The 24,416-nt window shown below is 68.5% G+C and carries 21 protein-coding genes; 16 read left to right on the forward strand and 5 right to left on the reverse strand.

All coding sequences use genetic code 11. From position 1 onward, the window contains the following. Positions 1 to 129 precede the first annotated feature (129 nt). The 3 genes from QF035_RS40895 (at position 130) to QF035_RS40905 (ending at position 4,546) form a co-directional block, all read left to right on the forward strand. Complete coding sequence (locus QF035_RS40895; RefSeq protein ID WP_307526344.1) at positions 130 to 831, forward strand: HAD family hydrolase; 702 nt, start codon at positions 130 to 132, stop codon at positions 829 to 831. Between the two features lie 430 nt (positions 832 to 1,261). Continuing rightward, on the forward strand, positions 1,262 to 2,866 hold the full coding sequence (locus tag QF035_RS40900) for an ABC transporter substrate-binding protein (RefSeq protein ID WP_307526346.1): 1,605 nt from the start codon (positions 1,262 to 1,264) through the stop codon (positions 2,864 to 2,866). Positions 2,867 to 2,962: 96 nt separating this feature from the next. Next, the gene (locus tag QF035_RS40905) at positions 2,963 to 4,546 is read left to right on the forward strand and encodes an ABC transporter substrate-binding protein (protein WP_307526347.1); all 1,584 of its coding nucleotides are present in this window, start codon (positions 2,963 to 2,965) and stop codon (positions 4,544 to 4,546) included. Positions 4,547 to 4,647: 101 nt separating this feature from the next. Here the strand turns inward: QF035_RS40905 and QF035_RS40910 are convergent, their stop codons facing one another. Together QF035_RS40910 and QF035_RS40915 are read right to left on the reverse strand one after the other, a co-directional pair. Then, on the reverse strand, positions 4,648 to 5,319 hold the full coding sequence (locus QF035_RS40910; protein ID WP_055613352.1) for a response regulator: 672 nt from the start codon (positions 5,317 to 5,319) through the stop codon (positions 4,648 to 4,650). A gap of 14 nt (positions 5,320 to 5,333) precedes the next feature. After that, positions 5,334 to 6,344 (reverse strand): RecB family exonuclease, encoded by a 1,011-nt coding sequence (locus QF035_RS40915; protein WP_307526349.1) that lies wholly within the window; start codon positions 6,342 to 6,344, stop codon positions 5,334 to 5,336. A gap of 184 nt (positions 6,345 to 6,528) precedes the next feature. Between QF035_RS40915 and QF035_RS40920 the strand changes: the two genes are divergently transcribed. The 3 genes from QF035_RS40920 to QF035_RS40930 all read left to right on the forward strand — a co-directional run bounded on the left by QF035_RS40920 (position 6,529) and on the right by QF035_RS40930 (position 9,917). Then, the gene (locus QF035_RS40920; protein WP_307531797.1) at positions 6,529 to 8,163 is read left to right on the forward strand and encodes a site-2 protease family protein; all 1,635 of its coding nucleotides are present in this window, start codon (positions 6,529 to 6,531) and stop codon (positions 8,161 to 8,163) included. Between the two features lie 61 nt (positions 8,164 to 8,224). Continuing rightward, a complete protein-coding gene (locus QF035_RS40925; RefSeq protein WP_307526351.1) occupies positions 8,225 to 9,127 on the forward strand; it encodes a tRNA (adenine-N1)-methyltransferase in 903 nt (300 codons plus the stop codon). 214 nt (positions 9,128 to 9,341) lie between these two features. Further along, positions 9,342 to 9,917 (forward strand): hypothetical protein, encoded by a 576-nt coding sequence (locus QF035_RS40930; protein ID WP_307526352.1) that lies wholly within the window; start codon positions 9,342 to 9,344, stop codon positions 9,915 to 9,917. Positions 9,918 to 9,971: 54 nt separating this feature from the next. Here the strand turns inward: QF035_RS40930 and QF035_RS40935 are convergent, their stop codons facing one another. Then, positions 9,972 to 10,271, reverse strand: a complete 300-nt coding sequence (locus QF035_RS40935; protein WP_055618382.1) for a ferredoxin — start codon at positions 10,269 to 10,271, stop codon at positions 9,972 to 9,974. 259 nt (positions 10,272 to 10,530) lie between these two features. Here QF035_RS40935 and arc point away from each other — a divergent pair, with 259 nt between their 5' ends. The 5 genes from arc (at position 10,531) to prcA (ending at position 16,225) form a co-directional block, all read left to right on the forward strand. Next, entirely contained in the window at positions 10,531 to 12,297 is a 1,767-nt protein-coding gene (gene arc / locus QF035_RS40940; RefSeq protein ID WP_307526354.1) for a proteasome ATPase, read from the forward strand. Between the two features lie 234 nt (positions 12,298 to 12,531). Further along, positions 12,532 to 14,043, forward strand: a complete 1,512-nt coding sequence (gene dop, locus QF035_RS40945) for a depupylase/deamidase Dop (RefSeq protein ID WP_373466810.1) — start codon at positions 12,532 to 12,534, stop codon at positions 14,041 to 14,043. Between the two features lie 165 nt (positions 14,044 to 14,208). Next, complete coding sequence (locus QF035_RS40950) at positions 14,209 to 14,427, forward strand: ubiquitin-like protein Pup (RefSeq protein WP_269654245.1); 219 nt, start codon at positions 14,209 to 14,211, stop codon at positions 14,425 to 14,427. 148 nt (positions 14,428 to 14,575) lie between these two features. Beyond that, positions 14,576 to 15,421, forward strand: coding sequence for a proteasome subunit beta (prcB, locus tag QF035_RS40955; protein ID WP_055618379.1), 846 nt, complete (start codon positions 14,576 to 14,578; stop codon positions 15,419 to 15,421). A 57-nt stretch (positions 15,422 to 15,478) separates the two neighbouring features. Further along, a complete protein-coding gene (prcA, locus tag QF035_RS40960; protein ID WP_269654244.1) occupies positions 15,479 to 16,225 on the forward strand; it encodes a proteasome subunit alpha in 747 nt (248 codons plus the stop codon). Positions 16,226 to 16,305: 80 nt separating this feature from the next. Here prcA and QF035_RS40965 read toward each other — a convergent pair whose 3' ends face one another. Both QF035_RS40965 and QF035_RS40970 read right to left on the reverse strand, forming a co-directional pair. Continuing rightward, the gene (locus QF035_RS40965; protein ID WP_373466926.1) at positions 16,306 to 17,433 is read right to left on the reverse strand and encodes an IS30 family transposase; all 1,128 of its coding nucleotides are present in this window, start codon (positions 17,431 to 17,433) and stop codon (positions 16,306 to 16,308) included. A 365-nt stretch (positions 17,434 to 17,798) separates the two neighbouring features. Then, a complete protein-coding gene (locus QF035_RS40970) occupies positions 17,799 to 18,815 on the reverse strand; it encodes a LacI family DNA-binding transcriptional regulator (protein WP_307526359.1) in 1,017 nt (338 codons plus the stop codon). 138 nt (positions 18,816 to 18,953) lie between these two features. Between QF035_RS40970 and QF035_RS40975 the strand changes: the two genes are divergently transcribed. The 5 genes from QF035_RS40975 to QF035_RS40995 all read left to right on the forward strand — a co-directional run bounded on the left by QF035_RS40975 (position 18,954) and on the right by QF035_RS40995 (position 24,401). Beyond that, positions 18,954 to 20,213: an MFS transporter gene (locus QF035_RS40975; protein WP_307526361.1), complete on the forward strand. Its 1,260-nt coding sequence runs from the start codon at positions 18,954 to 18,956 to the stop codon at positions 20,211 to 20,213. Positions 20,214 to 20,222: 9 nt separating this feature from the next. Next, positions 20,223 to 21,584: a Pup--protein ligase gene (pafA, locus tag QF035_RS40980; protein ID WP_143635636.1), complete on the forward strand. Its 1,362-nt coding sequence runs from the start codon at positions 20,223 to 20,225 to the stop codon at positions 21,582 to 21,584. A 130-nt stretch (positions 21,585 to 21,714) separates the two neighbouring features. Next, positions 21,715 to 22,722, forward strand: coding sequence for an FKBP-type peptidyl-prolyl cis-trans isomerase (locus tag QF035_RS40985; protein WP_307526364.1), 1,008 nt, complete (start codon positions 21,715 to 21,717; stop codon positions 22,720 to 22,722). Between the two features lie 85 nt (positions 22,723 to 22,807). Then, positions 22,808 to 23,182, forward strand: a complete 375-nt coding sequence (locus tag QF035_RS40990; protein WP_307526366.1) for an FKBP-type peptidyl-prolyl cis-trans isomerase — start codon at positions 22,808 to 22,810, stop codon at positions 23,180 to 23,182. Positions 23,183 to 23,447: 265 nt separating this feature from the next. After that, complete coding sequence (locus QF035_RS40995; RefSeq protein ID WP_307526368.1) at positions 23,448 to 24,401, forward strand: helix-turn-helix transcriptional regulator; 954 nt, start codon at positions 23,448 to 23,450, stop codon at positions 24,399 to 24,401. The last annotated feature ends 15 nt before the right edge of the window (positions 24,402 to 24,416 follow it).

Consider the following 24,416-nt stretch of genomic DNA (forward strand, 5'->3'; position numbering starts at 1 on the left):
CAGCCCCCGGCAGGGAACCCCCCTTTCCAGGAGGCGCTTCCTCGGACGGCGACGTACACTTGTCGGTCCAGTGCAGGCCGGTTCCCCGGGAGGGAACCGGCCTTCTCGTCCCTACACGGAGGTGCGCCTATGACCAGTACGGTCCCCGCACTAGGTACCCAGACGGCCGAGGGCTCCGCCCTCCAGGCCGTACTCCTGGACATGGACGGCACCCTGGTCGACACCGAGGGCTTCTGGTGGGACGCCGAGGTCGAGGTGTTCGCCGGCCTCGGCCACACCCTCGACGACTCCTGGCGCCACGTGGTGGTCGGCGGCCCCATGACCCGCAGCGCGGGCTTCCTAATCGAGGCCACCGGCGCGGACGTCACCCTCGCCGAACTCACGGTGCTGCTGAACGACGGGTTCGAGGACCGGATCGGCCGCGCCCTGCCGCTGATGCCGGGCGCCGCGAGGCTCCTCGCCGAGCTGTCCGCGCACAGGATCCCCACGGCCCTGGTCTCCGCCTCGCACCGGCGCATCATCGACCGCGTCGTGACCTCGCTCGGCCCCCAGAACTTCGCCCTGACGATCGCGGGCGACGAGGTCGAGCGCACCAAGCCGTTTCCCGACCCGTACCTGCTGGCGGCCGCCGGCCTGGGCGCGGATCCGGCCAGATGCGCGGTCATCGAGGACACGGCGACGGGCGTCGCCGCGGCCGAGGCGGCGGGCTGCCACGTGGTCGCCGTACCGTCCGTGGCGCCCATCGCTCCGGCGTTCCGGCGCACCGTTGTTCCGTCCCTCGAACAGGTCGACCTGTCTTTTCTACGAGGTCTGATGACGGAAAAGCGCTAATCCTTCACCCAGGGTGAATGATTGAATGCCGGAAAAACTACGGTGGTCATGACACCGGAGTAATTCGATCCTCTTCCGCGTGTCCGGGTGGCCGAATTCGAGCGTTTCCTCACGTAGTTGAGGATGTGACGTTCGACACGCCGCAGGCCGTCGACAAGCCGCCTCGCCTGTGTGTCGGAAGCCCTTTCGGTGCGGTTCGGTGCGTCCTTGTGTCCTGATTCATGGAACGCTGCACCAATCCTTCCGCTGTCGGGTTTTCGGTGCGTCCACAGCCGGTTTCGCAGCGTGATGGGAGCTCAACTCCAGTACCTGCGAACGGTCCTGCTGGTGCGGACTAATCTCATCGAGACATCGCCGTAACCCCCGTGACCCCACCGCCGCAACCCGGCCTGCCGGGTTAGCGGGACGACAGCTCTGGAGAACTTCGAGCATGAACCGTAAGACTTTGGTGCTGCCGGCCGTGATCGGTCTGCTCGCCCCGGTCCTCGCCGCGTGCGGCGGTTCCGACAGCGGGGACAACGGCGGCGACGCCATCGTCGTCGGCACTACCGACCGGTTCACCGCCTCGAAGGAGGACCCGGCGCCGCTCGACCCGGCCTCCGCGTACGACGTGGGCACCTGGAACATCCTTCGCCAGACCGTCCAGACGCTGATGGTCATGCCCAACGGCGGCGGCGACCCGGCTCCGGAGGCGGCCGAGGAGTGCGGCTTCACCGACTCGGGCAACGAGCGGTACGCCTGCACCCTGCGCAAGGACCTCAAGTTCTCCAACGGTGACCCGATCACCGCCGAGGACGTGAAGTTCTCCATCGACCGCGCGATGCAGATCAAGGCGGACAGCGGTGTCTTCGCCCTGCTGTCCACCGTCGACACCGTGGAGACCAAGGGCGACCGAGAGGTGATCTTCCACCTCAACAGCGCGGACGCCACCTTCCCGTTCAAGCTGTCCACGCCGGTCGCGGGCATCGTCAACCCCGACGACTACGACAAGAACAAGCTGCGGGACGGCTTCGAGGTGAACGGCTCCGGGGCGTACACCCTCAAGGCCGAGGTCAAGGACGACGTGATCGTCAAGGCCGTCTTCACCAAGAACCCCAATTACCAGGGGACTTCTAAGCTGAAGAACGACAAGGTCGAACTGCGCTCCTTCGAGAGCGCCGACGCCATGGGCACCGCGCTCGACAAGGGCGACATCGACATGATGACCCGCACCATGTCGCCCGCGCAGATCAAGAAGCTCCAGAACGACAAGGGCACCGACGTCGACCTGATCGAGCAGCCCGGTCTGGAGATCCGCTACCTCGGCTTCAACACCAACGACCCGTCGGTGAAGACGAAGGCGGTCCGTCAGGCGATGGCCCAGGTCATCAACCGCGGCGAGCTCACCTCGCAGGTGTACGGCTCCGGCGCCGACCCGCTTTACTCGATGGTCCCGGCCACCGTCACCGGTCACGCCAACTCGTTCTTCAACAAGTACGGCGACCCGAGCATCCCCAAGGCCAAGGACCTGCTGGCCGCGGCGAACATCACCACGCCGGTGAAGCTGACGCTGCACTACACGGACGACCACTACGGACCGGCCACCAAGGAGGAGTTCGAGCTGCTGCAGAAGCAGCTGAACGACAGCGGCCTGTTCAAGGTGAGCATCAAGGGCGAGAACTGGTCGACGTTCCGTCCGAACGAGCAGAAGGGCGACTACGAGGTCTACGGCATGGGCTGGTTCCCGGACTTCCCCGACGCCGACAACTACCTCGCGCCGTTCCTCGACAAGGACAACACCATCGGCTCGCCGTACGCGAACCCGGAGATCCGCAGCAAGCTGATCCCCGAGTCCCGCCGCGAGGCCGACCGGCTCTCCGCCTCGAAGAGCATCGAGGAGATCCAGAGCATCGTCGCCGACGACGTCCCGGTTCTGCCGCTGTGGCAGGGCAAGCAGTACATCGCCACCCGGGACGACATCACCGGTGCCGAGTACGCGCTCAACTCCTCCGCGACGCTTCAGCTGTGGGAGCTCGGCCGCGGAGTCGGCAGCTGAGCCGCAGGCGACGGCGCCCGACCGGACCGGGCGGCTGAGCCGGAAGCTACGGCGACAGACCGGACCCAAGAGAGATCAACGACAAGGCACACGCTCGTGAACATGCGCACCAAGTGGCCGGTCCTGCCCGTCGTGGCGGGACTGTCCGCAGGCCTGCTGACGGGATGCGGCTCGGAGTCGGGGGGTTCCGGGGGCAGCGGCTCGGACGTCGTCATGGGGATGACGGACGACGTCCTGGCCACGGATCCCGCCTCCGGCTACGACCCCGGCTCCTGGCTCCTCTTCAACAACGTCTTCCAGTCCCTGCTCAGCTTCCCCAAGGGCGGCACCGAGCCGGAGCCGGAGGCCGCCAGAGAGTGCGGGTTCACGGACACGCAGGCCAAGATCTACCGGTGCACCCTGCGCGACGGGCTGAAGTTCAGCAACGGTGACGATCTCACCTCGCAGGACGTCAAGTTCTCCTTCGACCGCATGATGAAGATCGACGACGACGCCGGGCCCGCGATCATGTTCCCCATGCTGGACAAGGTGGAGGCGCCGAACGCCAAGACCGTCGTCTTCCGGCTCAAGGTCTCCGACGCCACCTTCCCGAGCAAGATCGCCTCCGGCGCCGGTTCGATCGTCAACCGCCGGGAGTACTCGGCGGACGGGCTGCGCGAGGACGGCAAGGCCGTCGGCTCGGGCCCGTACAAGCTCGAGTCGTTCAGCAAGGACGAGGCCGTCTTCACGGTCAACGAGAACTACGAGGGCAACGCCGAGACCCAGAACAACGGCGTGACCCTCAAGCTGTTCCACGGCGACCAGGCCGGCCTGAAGAAGGCCATCCTCGACGGCAAGGTCGATGTCGCCTACCGGGGCCTCGCCGCCAAGGACATCGCGGAGATCGAGGCGGACACCACCGGCAGCCAGGAGATCGACGTCGTCGAGGGCTCCAGCGCCGAGGTCCAGCACCTGGTCTTCAACATGAAGGACCCGGTGGCGGGCAAGGCGGGCGTCCGCAAGGCCATCGCCCGTCTGCTCGACCGCGACGCCCTCATCAAAGAGGTCTACGAGAACACGGCGACCCCGCTGTACTCGATCATCCCGGCCGGTATCACGGGCCACAACACGGCCTTCTTCGACACCTACGGCGCCCGTCCCTCGCGCGCCAAGGCCGAGGCCGCGCTGCTGGAGGACGGCATCACCGACAAAGTGAAGCTGACCCTCTGGTCGACGCCGACCCGCTACGGGCCGTCCACCGACCAGGAGTTCAAGGCGATCGCCAAGCAGCTCAACGCGAGCGGCCTGTTCGACGCGACCGTGAAGTCCGTCGCGTACGACAAGTACGAGAAGGACATCGAGGCGGGCAAGTACGGCGTGTACGTGAAGGGCTGGGTGCCGGACTACCCGGACCCGGACAACTTCACGGCCCCGTTCTTCGGCGAGGGCAACGTGCTGGGCAACAACTACACGAACGGCACGGTCACCGGGCGGCTCATCCCCGAGACCGCCGCCCAGAGCGACCGCGCCTCGACCGAGCCGCAGTACGGCGAGCTCCAGGACATCGTCGCCGACCAGATCCCGATCATCCCGGTCTGGCAGGCCAAGCAGTACGCGGTCGTCCGCGACAACGTGTACGGCCTGGAGAACTGCCTCGACGCCTCGACGGTGTTCCGCTTCTGGGAGATCAGCAAGGACTGAGCCCGTCCGCGCACCACCCCGCGCATACGCAGAACGGCCGCTCCCTTTTCCAAGGGGGCGGCCGTTCTCCTGTCGGAGGTCCGTGGCGGGGACGGGGGCGCTCACTGCGCGCCGGGGCGCACCAGACCGCTCTCGTACGCGTACACCGCGGCCTGCACGCGGTCGCGCAGCCCCAGCTTGGTGAGGACGTGGCCCACGTGCGTCTTGACCGTCGTCTCGCTGACGAACAGGTCGGCGGCGATCTCCGCGTTCGACAGACCGCGGGCCACCAGCTTCAGCACCTCGACCTCGCGCTCAGTGAGCGTGTGCAGGGTGTCCGGCACCGGCTCGTCGCCCGAGGGCAGATGGCTGGCGTACTTGTCGAGGAGCCGACGGGTGATGCTGGGCGCGAGCATGGCCTCACCGGAGGCCACCACCCGGATCGCCTGCACCAGTTCGTTGGCGGGGGCGTCCTTCAGGAGGAAGCCGCTGGCGCCGGCGCGCAGTGCCTCCACCACGTACTCGTCGAGGTCGAAGGTCGTCAGGACCAGCACCTTCGCCGGACCGTCCCGGCCGGGGCCGGTGATCTGACGGGTCGCCTCGACCCCGTCCATCCGCGGCATACGGATGTCCATCAGAACCACATCGGGCTGCAGTGCCCGTACCTGATCCAGTGCCTGGAGACCGTCACCGGCCTCGCCGACGACCGCGATGTCCTGCTCGGCCTCCAGGATCATCCGGAAGCCGGTGCGCAGCAGCGGCTGGTCGTCGACCAATAGGACGCGGATGGCCACGTAAGTCTCCTTCGTTAGTCCGGCCCCATTCTGCCCTGCTCGGCACCGCCGGACTCGGGCGCCCTCACAGGCAGTGGATACGGCGGGGGAGTGCCGCCGAACTCCGGACACACGGACTGGTGGTCGCACCAGCCGCAGAGCTTCGTGGGGCGCGGCCGCCATTCACCGGTCTCGGTGGCCAGCCGGATCGCCTCCCACAGCGCGTGCAGCTTCCGCTCGACGCGCTCCAGGTCGGCGGGGACCGGGTCGTACGTCAGGACGTCACCACTGCCCAGATAGACGAGCTGGAGGCGGCGCGGGACGACCTGCTTCAGCCGCCAGACCACGAGGGCGTAGAACTTCATCTGGAACAGGGCACCCTCCGCGTACTCCGGGCGCGGGGCCTTGCCCGTCTTGTAGTCGACGATCCGCACGTCGCCGGACGGGGCCACGTCGACGCGGTCGATGATGCCGCGCAGTTTCAGGCCCGAGTCGAGCTGGGCCTCCACGAACAGCTCGCGCTCGGCCGGTTCGAGACGGGTCGGGTCCTCCAGGGTGAACCAGCGCTCCACCAACTGCTCCGCCTCGGTCAGCCAGCGGGCCAGCCGCTCGCCCGCCGCCTTCTCGTCGGCGTCCGCGAACAGCTCGGCGAGCTCCGGCTTCGCCTCGCGCAGCCGGTCCCACTGACCGGGGATCAGCGACTTCGCGCGCGGTGCGGTCCGCTCGGTGGCCGGGGCGTCGAAGAGCCGCTCCAGCACCGCGTGCACCAGCGTGCCCCGCGTGGCCGCCTCGCTCGGCTTCTCGGGCAGCTTGTCGATCACCCGGAAGCGGTACAGCAACGGGCACTGCATGAAGTCCCCGGCCCGCGAGGGCGACAACGAGGCCGGCGGCACGGCGACGGTCGCACGAGCGGGCTCGGCGACCACGGCCGGGTCGGCCGCGGGGGCGGACGGGGCTTGGACCGGCACGTCCGCGGGCTCGGCCGAGGGGCCCGTCGGCTCGGGTTGCGGGCCCGCCTGAGTCATGCCGTCGGCGCTGGTTTCCATGACGACAGACCTTACGGCCCGCCACTGACAGCGCGACACACGGTGACCTGCGCGCGCACGCCACGGAGTGGGAAACAGAGGGGGTGCCGGGGCCGAACGTGACACGACGGCCGCATACCATCGACCACAGGACCTCTCGCCGTGCATGATCGCGAGCGGGAGACGCGTCGAACGAGGGGACATCGTGGACGAGAGCGGCGGGAGCGGGCAGCCGCGATCCGGCACGGACGAGGCGGACGAGCGCCGTACGGGTCGGCCGCGCCCCGGCGATCCGGCCACCTCGACGGCCCGGCCGCACTCCGACGAGGAGCCGCACGACACCGACGCCCAGGCGAAACCCGAACCGGAGGCAGACACGGCAGCGGCAGCGGGGCACCCGGACCAAACCCAGGGAACCCCGGAGGACCCGGAGGGCCCGGCGGACGACCAGGCCGCTGAAGCCGCTGGAGCCGCTGGAGCCGGAGAAGCAGGAGAAGCAGGAGAGGAGCGGGTGGACGCGCCGCCGGCCGACCTGCGGAAGGCGCCCACCTCATCGTCCGCGCCCGACCCGCGCTCCGACGACCGCACGCCCGCACACCCCCACGACACCCACCGCACCGAGGCACACACCCCGCCCACCAAGCCCAAGTCCGGGCGGAAGCGGGGCGCGTCCGCCCGGCGAGGCAAGGAACCGGGCGGCGGCCTGCTCATGGGACGCCCCTTCGGCGTCCCCGTGTACGTGGCGCCCAGCTGGTTCCTCGTCGCCGCACTCATCACCTGGGTCTTCGGCGGCCAGCTCGACCGCGTCCTGCCCGAACTCGGCATGACCCGCTACCTCGTCTCGCTCTTCTTCGCGATCGCCTTCTACGCCTCCGTACTCGTCCACGAGCTGGCCCACACGGTCGCCGCCCTGCGCTTCGGACTGCCGGTGCGCCGCATCCAGCTGCAGTTCTTCGGCGGTGTCTCGGAGATCGAGAAGGAGTCCGAGACCCCCGGCCGCGAGTTCGTCCTCGCCTTCGTCGGCCCCCTGCTCTCGCTGATCCTCGGCGGCCTCTTCTACCTCGCCCTGCAGGCCGTGGAACCGGGCACCGTCCCGGGCGTCCTGCTGGCCGGCCTGATGATCTCGAACCTGATCGTCGCCGCGTTCAACCTGCTCCCCGGCCTGCCCCTCGACGGCGGCAGGATGCTCCGGGCCGTCGTCTGGAAGATCACCGGCAAGCCGATGAGCGGCACGATCGCCGCCGCCTGGGTCGGCCGCGCCCTCGCGATCTCCGTACTCATCGGACTGCCCCTGCTCACCCAGTCCGGGGCGCTCGGGACCGACGCCGCGGACATCGGCGGCATGGACACCGTCATGGACGCCCTGCTCGCCGCGATCCTGGCCGCGATCATCTGGACCGGCGCCGGGAACAGCCTGCGCATGGCCCGCCTGCGCGAACACCTGCCCGAGCTGAGGGCCCGGGCCCTCACCCGCCGCGCGGTGCCCGTGGAGACCAACACCCCGCTCTCCGAGGCGTTGCGCCGGGCCAACGACGCGGGCGCCCGCGCCCTGGTCGTGGTCGACCCCGACGGCGAACCCCTCTCCCTGGTCCGCGAGGCCGCCATCGTCGGCGTACCGGAACACCGCCGCCCCTGGGTCGCCGTCAGCGGCCTCGCCCAGGACCTGACGGACGGTATGCGGGTCTCCGCCGAACTGGCCGGAGAGGACCTCCTGGAGGCCCTGCGGGCGGCTCCCGCGACCGAGTACCTGGTGGTGGAGGACTCCGGCGAGATCTACGGAGTCCTCTCGGCGGCGGACGTGGAGAAGGCGTTCGTGAAGGCAATGGCCAGGCCCTCCTGAAGGCGGCGGCGAGGCCCTCCTGGTGGTCGGCGGCCTCCGGTAGGACCGGTAGGCTGTTCACATGTCCGAACCGACCGGTGCCGCCCGCCGACGTGGGCCCTTCAAGGTCGGGGACCAGGTACAGCTGACCGACCCCAAGGGCCGCCACTACACGTTCACGCTCGAAGCGGGGAAGAACTTCCACACCCACAAGGGTTCCTTCCCGCACGACGAGCTGATCGGCTCTCCCGAGGGCAGCGTTGTCCGCACCACGGGGAACGTGGCCTATCTGGCACTGCGCCCCCTGCTCCCCGACTACGTCCTGTCCATGCCCCGCGGCGCCGCCGTGGTCTACCCCAAGGACGCGGGGCAGATCCTGGCCTTCGCCGACATCTTCCCCGGCGCACGCGTCGTGGAAGCGGGCGTGGGCTCCGGCTCGCTCAGCAGTTTCCTGCTGCGCGCCATCGGTGACCAGGGCATGCTGCACTCGTACGAGCGCCGCGAGGACTTCGCCGAGATCGCCCAGCAGAACGTGGAGCGCTACTTCGGCGGCCCGCACCCCGCCTGGCAGCTCACCGTCGGGGACCTCCAGGACAACCTCAGCGACACCGAGGTCGACCGCGTCATCCTCGACATGCTCGCCCCGTGGGAGTGCCTGGAGGCCGTCTCCAAGGCCCTCGTCCCCGGCGGCATCGTCTGCTGCTACGTGGCGACCACCACCCAGCTCGCCCGGACCGTCGAGTCCATCCGTGAGATCGGCTGCTTCAACGAGCCGAGCGCCTGGGAGTCGATGGTCCGCAACTGGCACATCGAGGGCCTGGCCGTCCGCCCCGACCACCGGATGATCGGGCACACCGGCTTCCTGCTCACCGCCCGCCGCCTCGCGGACGGCGTCGAGCCGCCCATGCGCCGCCGCCGTCCCTCCAAGGGCGCGTACGGCGACGACTACACCGGTCCGAACGCCGACGGGGGCGCCGGCCGCTGACCGACGAAGGCCCGGCCGCCGTGGCGGCCCGGTGCCGCGTACAACGCTCAAGCGTCGTGGCCGAGTTCCCGGGAGCACCTCGGGAACTCGGCCACGACGCTTTTCCCTTGACGCCCCGGCAGTAACTCGGGACCCCGCCGTTCCCTCAAGGTGTGACGTGTGGCACCATGCTGGCCACCCCCACCGGCACAGCCCTCACAGGAGACACTTCCTAGTGCAGCAATCCGCCGTTCCGGAACTGGCACACACGCACACCCGTCCGATCCACTGGCTGGCCACGGCGACCGCCCTCGCCGGGGTGGTCGCGGTCTCCGGCTTCCTGCAGCCCGACCGGGCCACCGCCGCCCAGCACGGCCCCGAGTCGAAGACCGCCCCGGCCGCTGTGGCGGCCCCCGACCCGGCCGGCGTCGAATTCCCGATCGAGTGCGGTCCCACCGAGGCCGCTGTCCAGAAACAGGCCTCCGGCGACCTCGACGGCGACGGCCGCCCCGAGACGGTCGCGGTGGTCCGCTGCGAGGCCGGCTCCGGCACTCCGCCCAGCGGTGTCTACGTCGTCACGCGGTCCGCGGACGACCCGAAACCCCGCGTCGTCGCCACCCTGGTCGACCCGAAGGAGCGTCTGAGCGTCGAGGGATTCGCCGTCCGTGACGCGACGATCACCGCGACCCTCCTCGGCTACTCGTCGCGCGACGTACCGAGTTGCTGTCCGGACGTGACCGAGCGCGCCAAGTGGCAGTGGAAGAACGGCGCGTTCGTACGCTCGACACCGTCCGAGGCCCACAGCGTGTGACGGAGGGCAGGGCGTGAGAAATCAGACAAGCTGTTACGCGGAGTGGCCTTTTGGTCACTCCGCGTCGGGGCCGTAGACCTCGACCCTGTCCGAAACCCGACGCACGTGGATGCAGTCGCCCGGGCACTCCTTCGCGGAGTCGGCGACATCACGCAGAAGCGTCAGCGGTACGGGCGTTGTGGCGCCCGGGGCCTGCAGGAGTTCGTCCTGGGAACTCTTCACGTAGGCCAGGCCGTCGATGTCCAGCTCGAAGACCTCGGGGGCGTACTGGGCGCAGATTCCGTCGCCGGTACAGAGGTCCTGGTCGATCCAGACCTCAAGCCCCTCGCCGTCGACTCCGGCCTCCTGCTGCACGGTCTTTTCTCCTGCCGTTTCCTGCGCCGAGCGATCCGAAGACTTGGGAATCGGGCCAGCTCTGGCGGGTGTTGAACACTTCGACCCTACCTCCGTCGGCTTCCCAACCATGTTGTGTGGGTATTCCACTGGCGTGAGGGAGAGCGCAAGGGTGAAGATCGGACACACCTCGACCGTCTTTGTGATCTAGGGGTTTCAATCGACACCCACCCAGGTAGGGTCTGGAAGCGTCCAGCTCCCCTTGGAGGAGGTGAGGACCGTGGCAGCCCACGACGACGACATGAACCGCGGCATCCGCCCGGGACGAGGGTCCGACGACCCGTCCGGGCAGATTGCCTACCTTGAGCAGGAGATCGCCGTCCTGCGACGCAAGCTCGCCGACTCTCCGCGACACACGAGGATTCTCGAAGAGCGGATCGTCGAGCTGCAGACAAACCTGGCCGGCGTGTCCGCGCAGAACGAGCGGCTCGCCAACACCCTCCGAGAGGCCCGCGACCAGATCGTGGCACTCAAGGAGGAGGTCGACCGGCTCGCACAGCCGCCGGCCGGCTTCGGTGTCTTCCTCGTGGCGAACGAGGACGGTACGGCCGACATCTTCACCGGGGGCCGCAAGCTCCGGGTGAACGTCAGCCCCAGCGTCGAGCTCGAAGAGCTCAGGCGCGGCCAGGAAGTGATGCTCAACGAAGCCCTCAACGTGGTCGAGGCCATGGAGTACGAGAGCGTCGGCGACATCGTCACCCTCAAGGAGATCCTCGAGGACGGCGAGCGCGCCCTCGTGGTGGGGCACACCGACGAGGAAAGGGTGGTGCGGCTCGCCGAGCCGCTGATGGACGTCACCATCCGCCCCGGCGACGCCCTGCTGCTCGAACCCCGCTCCGGCTATGTCTACGAGGTCGTTCCCAAGAGCGAGGTCGAGGAGCTCGTCCTCGAAGAGGTCCCCGACATCGGCTACGAGCAGATCGGCGGTCTGGGCGGCCAGATCGAGATGATCCGCGACGCGGTCGAGCTCCCGTACCTCTACCCCGATCTGTTCAAGGAGCACGAACTGCGGCCGCCCAAGGGCGTACTGCTGTACGGGCCCCCCGGATGCGGTAAGACGCTCATCGCCAAGGCCGTCGCCAACTCGCTGGCCAAGAAGGTCGCCGAGGTGACCGGACAGGCCACGGGCAAGAGCTTCTTCCTCAACATCAAGGGCCCCGAGCTCCTCAACAAGTACGTCGGTGAGACCGAGCGGCAGATCCGCCTCGTCTTCCAGCGTGCTCGTGAGAAGGCCAGCGAGGGCACCCCCGTCATCGTCTTCTTCGACGAGATGGAGTCCCTCTTCCGCACCCGTGGATCGGGCGTCAGCTCGGACGTGGAGAACACCATCGTCCCGCAGCTGCTCGCCGAGATCGACGGCGTGGAGGGCCTGCAGAACGTGGTGGTGATCGGCGCCTCGAACCGTGAGGACATGATCGACCCCGCGATCCTGCGTCCCGGCCGTCTCGACGTGAAGATCAAGATCGAGCGTCCGGACGCCGAGGCGGCCAAGGACATCTTCGCCAAGTACCTCACCGAGCGCCTCCCGCTGCACTCCGACGACGTCGGCGAGCACGGCGGCAGCAAGACCACCACGGTCCAGAGCATGATCCAGACCGCCGTCGAGCACATGTACACCGAGTCCGAGGAGAACCGCTTCCTCGAGGTCACGTACGCCAACGGCGACAAGGAAGTCCTGTACTTCAAGGACTTCAACTCCGGCGCCATGATCGAGAACATCGTCGGCCGCGCCAAGAAGATGGCGATCAAGGACTTCCTCGAGCACAGCCAGAAGGGTCTGCGGGTCTCCCACCTGCTCCAGGCCTGCGTGGACGAGTTCAAGGAGAACGAGGACCTGCCGAACACCACCAACCCGGACGACTGGGCCCGTATCTCCGGAAAGAAGGGCGAACGGATCGTTTACATCCGGACGCTCATCACCGGAAAGCAGGGCGCGGACACCGGACGCTCCATCGACACGGTGGCGAACACCGGTCAGTACCTGTAAAAGACAGGGTGGCTGCGGGTGCCCTCACTGGGTACCCGCAGCCGACTGTTTTCCAGGGCACAGCTGGAGCTGAGCAATGACGCAAATGATCTCCCCACCAGCGCAAAGGCGCTCTAGGCTCTTCGGTACCGCCGAGTCGCGCAGTGCGGGGACGGGCACCGCACACGCACCGGAGCGCCAGCGGTACTTGAGCTGCGTCCCCGACCGAGGACGCAGCCGGGCAAGGAGGGCCGCATGACCGTACGGCGAGTAATGGGCATCGAGACGGAGTACGGGATCTCCGTCCCCGGCCACCCCAACGCCAATGCCATGCTCACCTCGTCCCAGATCGTCAACGCCTACGCGGCGGCGATGCACCGGGCCCGGCGGGCCCGCTGGGACTTCGAGGAGGAGAACCCGCTGCGGGACGCGCGGGGCTTCGACCTCGCCCGCGAGGCCGCCGACTCCAGTCAGCTCACCGACGAGGACATCGGCCTCGCCAATGTCATCCTCACCAACGGGGCGCGGCTGTACGTGGACCACGCACACCCGGAGTACAGCTCTCCCGAGGTGACCAACCCGATGGACGCCGTTCTGTGGGACAAGGCCGGCGAGCGCATCATGGCGGAGGCCGCGGAGCGCGCGGCCCAGCTGCCCGGCGCCCAGCCGATCCACCTCTACAAGAACAACACTGACAACAAGGGCGCCTCGTACGGCACGCACGAGAACTACCTGATGAAGCGGGAGACCCCCTTCTCGGACATCGTGCGCCACCTCACGCCGTTCTTCGTCTCACGCCAGGTCGTCACCGGAGCGGGCCGCGTCGGTATCGGCCAGGACGGGCACGAGCACGGCTTCCAGCTCAGTCAGCGCGCCGACTACTTCGAGGTCGAGGTGGGCCTCGAAACCACTCTCAAGCGCCCGATCATCAACACGCGTGACGAGCCGCACGCGGACGCCGAGAAGTACCGCCGCCTGCACGTGATCATCGGCGACGCGAACCTCTCGGAGATCTCGACCTATCTCAAGCTCGGCACGACCGCCCTCGTCCTGTCGATGATCGAGGAGGGCTTCATCGCCGTGGACCTCGCCGTGGACCAGCCGGTGCGCACGCTGCACCAGGTCTCGCACGACCCGACCCTCAAGCGCCTGATCACTCTCCGTAGCGGCCGGACGCTCACCGCGGTCCAGCTGCAGATGGAGTACTTCGAACTGGCGCGCAAGTACGTCGAGGAGCGGTTCGGCGCGGACGCGGACGAGCAGACCAAGGACGTGCTCACTCGTTGGGAGGACGTCCTGGGGCGCCTGGAGAGCGATCCCATGAGTCTGGCGGGCGAGCTGGACTGGGTGGCCAAGCGGGAGCTCATGGAGGGCTACCGGCGCCGTGACAGCCTCGAATGGGATGCTGCACGGCTGCACCTGGTCGACCTCCAGTACGCCGACGTGCGCTCGGAGAAGGGCCTCTACAACCGTCTCGTGGCCCGTGGCAGGATGAAGCGGCTGCTGGACGAGACGGACGTGGAGCGGGCCGAGACGAAGCCGCCGGAGGACACGCGCGCGTACTTCCGCGGGCGCTGTCTGGAGCAGTACGCGGACGACGTCGCGGCGGCCTCCTGGGACTCGGTGATCTTCGATCTGCCGGGCCGGGACTCGCTCCAGCGGGTCCCAACCCTCGAGCCGCTTCGCGGAACGCGTAATCACGTCAAGGAGCTCCTCGACCGCTGCCGTACGGCGGAAGACCTGGTCAGGGTCCTTTCGGGCGGCTGATCGGACCGCCGCGGCCCTCGGACCGATACGGCGGGGCGAGGTGGAAAGAGGCGGCGTCCGGGAATCATCGAGGTGGCCCCCGGACGTTGTAGCAACTGCGGGGCCGATGTCGGACCCTGCTTGTAGGGTCTGATCAAGAACGTCGAACCGAGCGGGGTGAGGGTTATGGCGACCAAGGACACCGGCGGCGGACAGCAGAAGGCGACACGCAACACCGAGGAGGTCGAGGAGACCGCGCAGGACGCGCAGGGATCCGAAGACCTCAAGGAGCGCCAGGAGAAGCTGTCGGACGATGTCGACTCCGTACTGGACGAGATCGACGACGTCCTCGAGGAGAACGCAGAGGACTTCGTGCGTTCCTTCGTCCAGAAGGGCGGAGAGTAACCCCGGTTGTCCGCCCCGGAGTCGGCCCGTTCCATCGGGTCGGCGCCGGGACGGATGACTGGCGTAGGTACGGGTATGGTCCGTGCACAGATTTGATGATCGGCTCGGCCGTCCCCGGCGGGCCGCCGCCTACGTGGAAGGACATCGCGTGGAAGCCAACCCTCGTAGTACCGGGCGTCTGCCGGCTGCCTTCCTGACGCCCGGCTCGTCCTCGTTCATGGACTTCCTGTCCGAACACCAGCCGGCCATTCTCCCGGGCAACCGGCAGTTGCCGCCCATGAAGGGCGTCATCGAGGCACCGCACGGGACCACGATCGTGGCCGCCACGTTCCCCGGCGGTGTCGTGCTCGCGGGTGACCGTCGGGCCACCATGGGCAACATGATCGCCCAGCGTGACATCGAGAAGGTCTTCCCGGCCGACGAGTACTCGGCGGTGGGCATCGCCGGTACGGCCGGTCTGGCCGTGGAGATGGTGAAGCTGTTCCAGCTGGAACTGGAGCACTTCGAGAAGGTGGAGGGCGCCACGCTCTCCCTGGAGGGCAAGGCGAACCGCCTCTCCACGATGATCCGGTCCAACCTCGGCATGGCCATGCAGGGCCTAGCCGTGGTCCCGCTCTTCGCGGGGTACGACGTGGACCGCGAGAAGGGCCGCATCTTCTCGTACGACGTGACGGGCGGCCGCTCCGAGGAACACGGCTTCGCGGCCACGGGCTCCGGCTCGATCTTCGCCCGCGGCGCCATGAAGAAGCTCTATAGCAAGGACCTGACCGAAGACCAGGCCACGACGCTCGTCGTACAGGCGCTGTACGACGCGGCCGACGACGACTCGGCGACCGGTGGTCCCGATGTCGCCCGCCGGATCTACCCGATCGTCACCGTGATCACCGCAGACGGATTCCGTCGCCTCACCGACGACGAGTCCTCCGAGATCGCCCGCTCGATCCTGGAGCGGCGCCTTGAGCAGCCCGACGGCCCACGGGCCGCGCTGCTCTGACAGCGGACCTCTTGTCAAGGTGATCGAGTGACTTCCACAGAAAGGGACGGATAGCCGGTGTCGACGCCGTTCTATGTATCACCCCAGCAGGCCATGGCCGACCGGGCGGAATACGCCCGCAAGGGCATCGCCCGTGGCCGCAGCCTCGTCGTGCTGCAGTTCGCCGACGGCATCGTGTTCGTCGGCGAGAACCCGTCCCGTGCGCTGCACAAGTTCAGCGAGATCTATGACCGGATCGGTTTCGCTGCCGCAGGCAAATACAACGAATACGAGAACCTCCGGATCGGCGGCGTCCGTTACGCCGATCTCCGGGGCTACACCTACGACCGTGACGACGTGACCGCCCGCGGTCTTGCCAATGTCTACGCCCAGACGCTCGGCACGATCTTCTCCTCCGCGGCGGAGAAGCCGTACGAGGTGGAGCTGGTCGTCGCCGAGGTGGGGGAGACCCCCGAGGGCGACCAGATCTACCGCCTTCCGCACGACGGGTCGATCGTGGACGAGCACGGCTCGGTCGCGGTCGGCGGCAACGCCGAGCAGATCAGCACCTACCTGGACCAGCAGCACCAGGAGGGGATGTCGCTCGCCGAGGCGCTCAAGCTGGCCGTTCAGGCGCTGTCGCGCGACACGAACGGCACTGAGCGGGAGATTCCCGCGGAGCGGCTGGAGGTCGCGGTGCTGGACCGTACGCGGCCGCAGCAGCGCAAGTTCAAGCGGATCACCGGGCGGCAGCTCGGTCGGTTGCTGGAGGAGGGCGGGGCTTCCACCGCTGCGGAGGCCGAGGACCCGGAGGACGAGGACTGACCTCCTCGACCTGATTGAACCTTGTGTGCCCCCGGCCTTTTGGCGAATTCGAGGGGTCGTTGCAACACGTGGTCGGTTGTTCAGGCCGCGAGTAGTTTAGACAGGCGCTCGGCTGGGGTTTCCCAGCCGAGCGTTTTGCGTGGGCGGCTGTTGAGTTCGGCGGCGGCTGCGTCCAGGTGCTTGCGGGTGTGGACGGACAGGTCGGTGCCCTTGGGGAAGTACTGCCGCAGCAGGCCGTTGGTGTTCTCGTTCGAGCCGCGCTGCCAGGGACTGGCCGGGTTGCAGAAGTAGACCGGGATGTCGGTGGCGATGGTGAATGCCTGGTGGGCGGCCATCTCCGAGCCCTGGTCCCAGGTGAGGGAACGCCGCAGGTGGGGCGGCAGGGTTTGGACGGTTTCCACGAGAGCGTCGCGGGTGCTGGCCGCGCTGTGGTCGATGGGCAGGTGGACCAGCATCACGTAACGGGTGGTGCGTTCGACGAGTGTGCCGATCGCCGATTTGTGGTCCTTGCCGATGATGAGGTCGCCTTCCCAGTGTCCTGGGACGGCCCGGTCGTCGGCTTCTGCCGGGCGGTCGCTGACCATGACCATGTTCGGGATCGATCGGGGCTGGCGCTTGTATGCCTGCCGGTGAGGACGTCGGCGGGCGCGTCCGCTGCGCAGGGCGCGGGCCAGTTCCCGGCGCAGTTCGCCCCGTCCCTGGACGTAGAGGGCCTGGTAGATCGTCTCGTGGGTCACGTGCATCTCCGGCCGGCTGGGGAACCGTATGCGCAGAGCGTGGCAGATCTGTTCCGGGCTCCACCGCAGGGTCAGGTGGTCCTGGACGAAGTCCCGCAGTTCGGCGCTCTGGCCGATCTTCCCCGGCTTGGGGCGGGGCCGGCGGGCGTCGGCGCGGGCCTGGGCGGCGTGGGGCCGGTACTGGCCGTTGGTGGGATGCCGGTTGCGGCGGATCTCCCTGCTGATGGTCGAGGGGCTGCGGCCCAGCTCGGCGGCGATCGCGCGGATGGTGGTTCTCTCGCGGAGCCGGTCGGCTATGTGGATGCGGTCAGCCTCGCGCAGGTAGCGGGAAGGGCCAGAAGGAGGCGGCGCCTCCTGGTAGATCGGAGGCGCCGCCTTCTTCCGGCCGACGTTCGCGTGTGAACCGTTACGCCATCTTTTGCCGGTCCGCAGGTTGATGCCGACGATTCGGCAGGCTTCCTGACTGCTCACGCCTTGCTGCATGAGCTGGAAGTATGCGGCCCGTTCCCGGTCCAGCTTCTTCGGCCCCTGCCGCTGGCGTTCCTTGCGTACTTCGAAGTCCATCGCATCCCCTGACTGGGGGTGTTGCGACGACCACTAGAACTCAAGTTTGCAGGCCGGGGGCACACGGTGTTTCGGGGCTGCGGGAAGGTGTTCTGTGTGCGGGTCCGTGGGGGCTTGTCGCGCAGTTCCCCGCGCCCCTTGAGGGGCAGAGGCCGGTGGTCGTGTGCGGGTGGTTCTGGGCTGAGCGCGCAGTTCCCCGCGCCCCTGATGGTGTAAGGCCGGTGGGCCGTGTGCGGGCTGTGGTGGGTTGAGCGCGCCGTTCCCCGCGCCCCTTACGGGGCTGCTGGTGGGGCTGTGGAGCCTCGGACCACCAGGTGTACCGGGATGTCCTCGGCGGTGGGCTCGCGGGCGTTCAGGACGGCCAGGAGGGCTTCCATGCCGCGTTCGCCGAAGAGGTCGGCGTCGAGGCGGACCGTCGTGAGTTCCGGGTCCAGGGCCGTGGCGAGGGCCAGGTCGTCGAGGCCGGTGACGGAGAGGTCGTCGGGGATGCGCAGGCCAAGGCGGCGGGCGGCCTTGTAGGCGCCGGCGGCCAGTTTGTCGTCGTCGCAGACCACGGCGGTGGGGCGGGAGCCGGGGGCGGCCAGGGCGGTCTCGGCGGCGGCCAGGGCGCCGTCGATGGAGATCGGGGCGGGGGCCGTGCGGAGTTCCGTGCCCGGGACCGCGGCCAGGCGCTCGGCGAGTTCGCGGGCGCGAATCTCGAAGGTCCAGGACGGGATGTCCGCCGCCAGGTGCAGGAAACGGCGGTGCCCCAGGCCCAGCAGGTGCTCCGCGACCTGCCGTACGCCGTCGCGGATGTCGAGGTTGACCGTTGCCGCGCCCGTGCTGCCCGCCGGATCGCTGTCGAGCATCACCAGGGGCAACTGGTCGCCGCGGATCGCCGTGAGGGCGTCGGCGGCCATGGAGGAGGCGATGACACCGTCCAGGGCGGCCTGTGCGGATGCGAAGGGATCCCGGGCCGGACCGATGCCCTCGGGGGAGGGGTAGAGCACCACTCCGAAGCCGTGCTCGGCCGCCACTCGGGCCGCACCCGTGTAGACGCCGGCGAAGAACTCGGTCGTCAGGGCGGGGACCACCAGCAGGACCGTACGCGTGCTGCCCAGGCGCAGATTGCGGGCCGCCAGGTTCGGCCGGTAGCCGAGCTCCCGCGCGGCCTCCCGTACGCGCTCCGCCGTCCGTTCGGAGACCCGCCCGCGCCACTTGTCGCCGAGCACCAGCGAAACGGCCGCCTGCGACACTCCCGCGGCCTGGGCGACGTCACGGCTCGTGGGGCGGGGGCTGCCTGCTGCCACCGGTGACCTGTCTTTCTGCTGGACTCGCGGACAGCGCACATGGTACGTATGACGAGCGAAGTTATACGTAACACTTACGAGGTCTCCGGCGGCGCGGACGGGAGAACTCGGGCATTCTGGAGCCGAAAGGGGCGGGGCATGGCCACCGGTTATCTGGAGATCCTCCGGGCGAAACACGCCATGCGGCTGCTCGTCGGCACCCTGGTGGGCCGGCTGCCGAACGCGACCTCCGCGATCGCCATCGTGCTGTTCATCCGTGCCGAGGGCGGCAGCTACAGCCTCGCCGGAGCGCTTGCCGCGGTCTACGGAGTGGCCAACGCCGTGGGCCAGCCGCTGCTCGGCCGTCTGGTGGACCTCTACGGGCAGCCGCGGATCCAGTTGCCCGCCGCGCTCGTCTCCGCCCTCGCCACCACCGTGTTCGCCCTCACCGGCACTGAGGTGCTTCCGCTCGCGTACGCCCTCATAGCCGTCGCCGGACTCTTCACGCCGCCCCTGGAAGGCGGTCTGCGGGCGCTGTGGCCCTCCGTCCTCCGTAAGGAGGACCAGGTGCACACGGCGTACGCGATGGACGCGGTGGCCCAGGAAGTCATGTTCACCGTCGGGCCGTTGCTCGTGACGCTGTGCGTGGCCCTGTGGTCCGCGCAGGCCGCGCTGATCATCCTCAACGTCATCGGGGTGCTGGGCGCGCTCTCCGTGGTCGTCTCGCGGCCCTCGCGCGCGTGGCGTTCGGCGCCGCGCGAGGCGCACTGGCTCGGCGCGCTGCGCTCGCCCGGGCTCATCGCCCTGCTCGGCGCGTTCCTTTTTGTCGGAATGGCGCTCGGTTCCATCACGGTCGCGAGCGTGTCGTACGCGGACGACCACGGCGGCGACGCGACCTACGGCTGGCTGATGTCCGCCATCGGGCTCGGCGCGCTCGTCGGCGGCACGGTCTACGGGGCGCGGCAGTGGGGCGGCGCGCCGGAGCGGCGACTGCGCGCGCTCGTCGCTCTTCTGGCGGTCTGTTATCTGCCGCTGATGATCATGCCGGACGCGGTCGCCATGACGGCGCTGATGGCCCTTGCCGGCGTCTTCCTCGCACCCTGTATCGCCTGCGCGTTCATCCTCGTCGACCGGCACGCGCCGAGGGGCACGGTCACCGAGGCGTTCTCCTGGCTCGTGACGACGTTCACCGTGGGAGCGTCCGTCGGGACGGGCCTCGCGGGACCGGTCATCGAGTGGGGCGGAGCCGTCCGGGGCTTCGCCGTATCGGCTGTCGCCGGAGGCGCCGCGCTGCTCGTTCTGCTGGCCACGGGGCGGGTCCTCGCAGCTACGGGCGGGGGCACGGTGGTCGAGGGCGGTTCGGAAAATGATCGAAACGGTGCCCCCGAACCCCGTTTCAGCACAGGCCATCAGGCGTAATGTTCAGTCATGGACCGCCGCATTTTCGGGCTGGAGAACGAGTACGGCGTCACGTGTACGTTCAGGGGACAGCGACGCCTGTCTCCCGACGAGGTGGCGCGGTACCTCTTCCGCCGTGTCGTGTCATGGGGCCGCAGCAGCAATGTCTTTCTGCGAAACGGCGCCCGCCTCTATCTCGACGTGGGATCACATCCGGAATACGCGACACCCGAATGTGACAACGTGACGGAACTGGTCACCCACGACAAGGCCGGCGAGCGCATTCTGGAAGGACTCCTGGTAGACGCCGAACGACGCCTGCACGAGGAAGGAATCGCGGGCGACGTCTACCTCTTCAAGAACAACACCGACTCGGCGGGCAACTCCTACGGCTGCCACGAGAACTATCTGGTGGCCCGTCACGGGGAGTTCTCCCGGCTCGCGGACATCCTCATTCCGTTCCTCGTCACGAGGCAGCTTCTCTGCGGTGCCGGCAAGGTGCTGCAGACCCCGCGTGGTGCCGTGTACTGCGTCAGCCAGCGGGCCGAGCACATCTGGGAGGGCGTCTCCTCGGCGACGACCCGCTCCCGGCCGATCATCAACACCCGGGACGAGCCGCACGCGGACGCCGAGCGCTACCGCCGACTGCACGTCATCGTCGGCGACTCGAACATGTCCGAGACGACCATGCTCCTCAAGGTCGGCGCCACCGACCTCGTGCTGCGCATGATCGAGGCGGGCACGGTGATGCGGGACCTGACCCTGGAGAACCCGATCCGGGCCATCCGCGAGGTCAGCCACGACATCACGGGCCGGCGCAAGGTGCGCCTGGCCAGCGGCCGCGAGGCCTCGGCTCTTGAGGTGCAGCGCGAGTACTACGAGAAGGCAGTGGACTTCGTCGAGCGCCGCGGTATCCGTACCGGCGTCGTCGACCAGGTTCTGGAGCTGTGGGGCCGCACGCTCGACTCGATCGAGTCAGAGGACCTCGACCGGATCGGTACCGAAATCGACTGGGTGATGAAGTACAAGCTCATCGAGCGGTACCGCGCCAAGCACAACATGACGATGTCGCACCCGCGTGTCGCTCAGATAGACCTCGCCTACCACGACATCCACCGTCGCCGGGGTCTCTACTACCTGCTGGAGAAGCGGGGCCAAGCCGCCCGGATCTGCAACGACTTGAAGATCTTCGAGGGCAAGTCCGTACCGCCGCAGACCACTCGGGCCCGGCTGCGCGGCGACTTCATCCGGCGCGCCCAGGAACAGCGTCGTGATTTCACCGTCGACTGGGTCCACCTGAAGCTCAACGACCAGGCACAGCGCACCGTGTTGTGCAAGGACCCGTTCCGTTCCGTCGACGACCGGGTGGAGAAGCTCATCGCCGGAATGTGAGTCAGGACGCGTCCGGTGTGATTCCGGAACGCAACGCGGGGCGCCGTACGTTTTCCGTACGGCGCCCTTCTCACGTCGTAGAGTTGCGCGCACGCCATCAACCAAGATCGACCGATACGAGGCCCCCACCGTGCGCCGACGCTCACTTCTCATCGCTGTCCCCGCTGGACTGGTCACTCTCGCCGGATGCGGTGACGACGACAAGTCGGACAAGGCCAAGTCCAGTGACAGCCCGTCCCCATCGGCTTCGCCCTCGGCCTCGGCGCCCCCGCCGCCGAAGATCGTCGACGGACCGCTGCCGGGCATCACCGGCGGTGAGAAGTTCGGTGAGAAGCCCACCGTCGCCAAGGGCAGCGGTGACCCCTCGAAGGACCTCGCGGTCGAGACGGTCATCGTGGGCACCGGCCGGACGGTCGCGGAGAACGACTTCGTCCAGGCCCACTACCTGGGCCAGATCTGGTCCTCGGCGAAGGTCTTCGACAACTCCTTCGACCGCAAGACGCCGCTGGTCATCCAGCTCGCCCAGGGTCAGATCATCGACGGCTGGCGCTACGCCCTCGCGGGCAAGAAGGTCGGCAGCCGCGTCGAGATGGCCGTGCCCCCGACCTGGGGCTACGGCACGTCGGGCAACGCCCAGGCGGGCATCAAGGGCACCGACACGCTGGTCTTCGTGGTCGACATCCAGCAGGCGTTCAACGGCAAGAGCTCCGCCAAGGGCACCGCCGTCGCGCAGGACAACATCGACCTGCCGAAGGTCGGCACCAACACCGACGGCAAGGCCCCCTCCATCGAGGTGCCGAAGAAGGCCGCGCCGAAGAAGCTCGTCGCCAACTACATCCTGGAGGGTGACGGGGACGAGGTCGCCGAGAGCGACAGCCTCCTCGTGCAGTACAAGGGCGTGCTGTGGGCGGACGGCAAGGAGTTCGACTCCTCGTACAGCCGCGGGCAGCTCACCTCGTTCCCGCTCGCACAGGTCGTGAAGGGCTGGGCGCAGGGCCTGACCGGCAAGAAGGTCGGCAGCCGGGTCCTCATCGTGATTCCGCCGGCGCTCGGCTACGGAGACAACCCGCCGCAGGGCAGCAGCATCAAGAAGGACTCGGTGCTCGTCTTCTCCGTCGACATCCTCGCGAAGATGTGACCCCTTCGGGAATGCAAGACTGTCCGCGTTGCCTTGTCACAGAGGCGTCGCAAACACGTGCCGCAAACAAGCAGGAGCCAGAAACGTGAGCATCGAGAAGCCCGAGATCGACTTCCCGGGCGGCGAGCCCCCGGCGGACCTCGAGATCAAGGACATCTGGGAGGGCGACGGCGAGGTGGCCAAGGCGGGCGACACCGTCTCCGTCCACTACGTCGGCGTGGCCTTCTCCTCCGGCGAGGAGTTCGACGCGTCCTGGAACCGCGGTACGCCGCTCCAATTCCAGCTCGGTGCCGGCCAGGTCATCGCGGGCTGGGACCAGGGCGTACAGGGCATGAAGGTCGGCGGACGCCGTCAGCTGACCATCCCCTCGCACCTCGCCTACGGCGAGCGTGGCGCCGGTGGCGGCCGTATCGCGCCCGGCGAGACGCTGATCTTCGTCTGCGACCTGGTCGCCGTCTGAGCCCTCGCGGAGGACCGGCCGGGGAGACCCGCGGTCCGGTCACCACGAGAGCCCGAGCACGACCCGATCACCACGAGGGCCGGAACCCGGCCCGGTGATCACGAAGTTCTGATCATGGTCCGATCTTCGTACGCCGTGTGACCGAGGTCCGACCGGACCCGATCACTTGGGGCCCATGCCAGTCCGGGCATGGGCCCTCGGCTTTTGCCACGACACCCCGGGGCGGTACGGTCATCGGTCGGAAGCACCATAGGGAAGGGCATCGATGGCCATTGCCAAGGCAGAGCGGCTGATGAACCTGGCGCTGTGTCTGCTCGGGACCCGGCGGCCGCTCAGCAAGCGCGAGCTCCGCGAGTCCATCGAGGCCTATCTGGAAGCGAGCTCGGACGACTCCTTCAACCGGATGTTCGAGCGCGACAAGGACGATCTGCGCGAACTCGGCCTGGTCATCGAGACGGTGGAGAACCTCGACGGCGAAGTCGGCTATCTGGCCCGCCGCGACAGCAACCGGCTGCCTCCCATCACCCTCGACGCCGAGGAGGCCGCGGCCCTCGGCCTCGCCGCCAAGGTCTGGCAGCAGGCCCGCCTCGCGGGCGCGGCGAGCGGCGCCCTGCAGAAGCTGCGCGCCGCAGGCCTCCCCGAGGACGTCGATCCGTATGAGGCCCATGGCGCCCTGGAACCCCGCATCCCCGTGCACGAGGCCGCCTTCGAGCCGCTGATGCTCGCCTGCCGCGACCGGCGGCCCGTCGCCTTCGACTACCGCAAGGCCACCGCGGCCCGCCCCGAGCCCCGCCTCGTCGAGCCATGGGCCCTGGAGTGCTGGCGCGGCCACTGGTACCTGGCCGGCTGGGACCGCGACCGGGGCGCCGAGCGGGTCTTCCGGCTGTCCAGGATCACCGGCAAGGTCCGTACACGCGGCGGAAAGTACACGGCCCAGGTGCCCGACGTCGTCACCGTGCGTGAGACCGTCGCGAGCTGGGCGGGGGACATCGCCGACCGCTCCGCGCGGATCCGGCTGCGGTCGGGCTCGGGCTACCCGCTGCGCGCGAAGGCCGCCTCCGTACGGGAACTCGGTGACGGGTGGGACGAGTTGGAGATTCCGTACGGGCACGGCCTGGACGCCTGGCTCGTCGAGTTCGGGCCGGACGTGGTCGTCCTGGAACCGGCCGAGCTGCGGGCCGACGTCGTCGACCGGCTGCGCGCCGTGGCCAAGGGCTGAGGGGGAACGTAAGAA

It is taken from the genome of Streptomyces umbrinus (assembly GCF_030817415.1).
In the GTDB taxonomy this organism is placed as follows: domain Bacteria; phylum Actinomycetota; class Actinomycetes; order Streptomycetales; family Streptomycetaceae; genus Streptomyces; species Streptomyces umbrinus_A.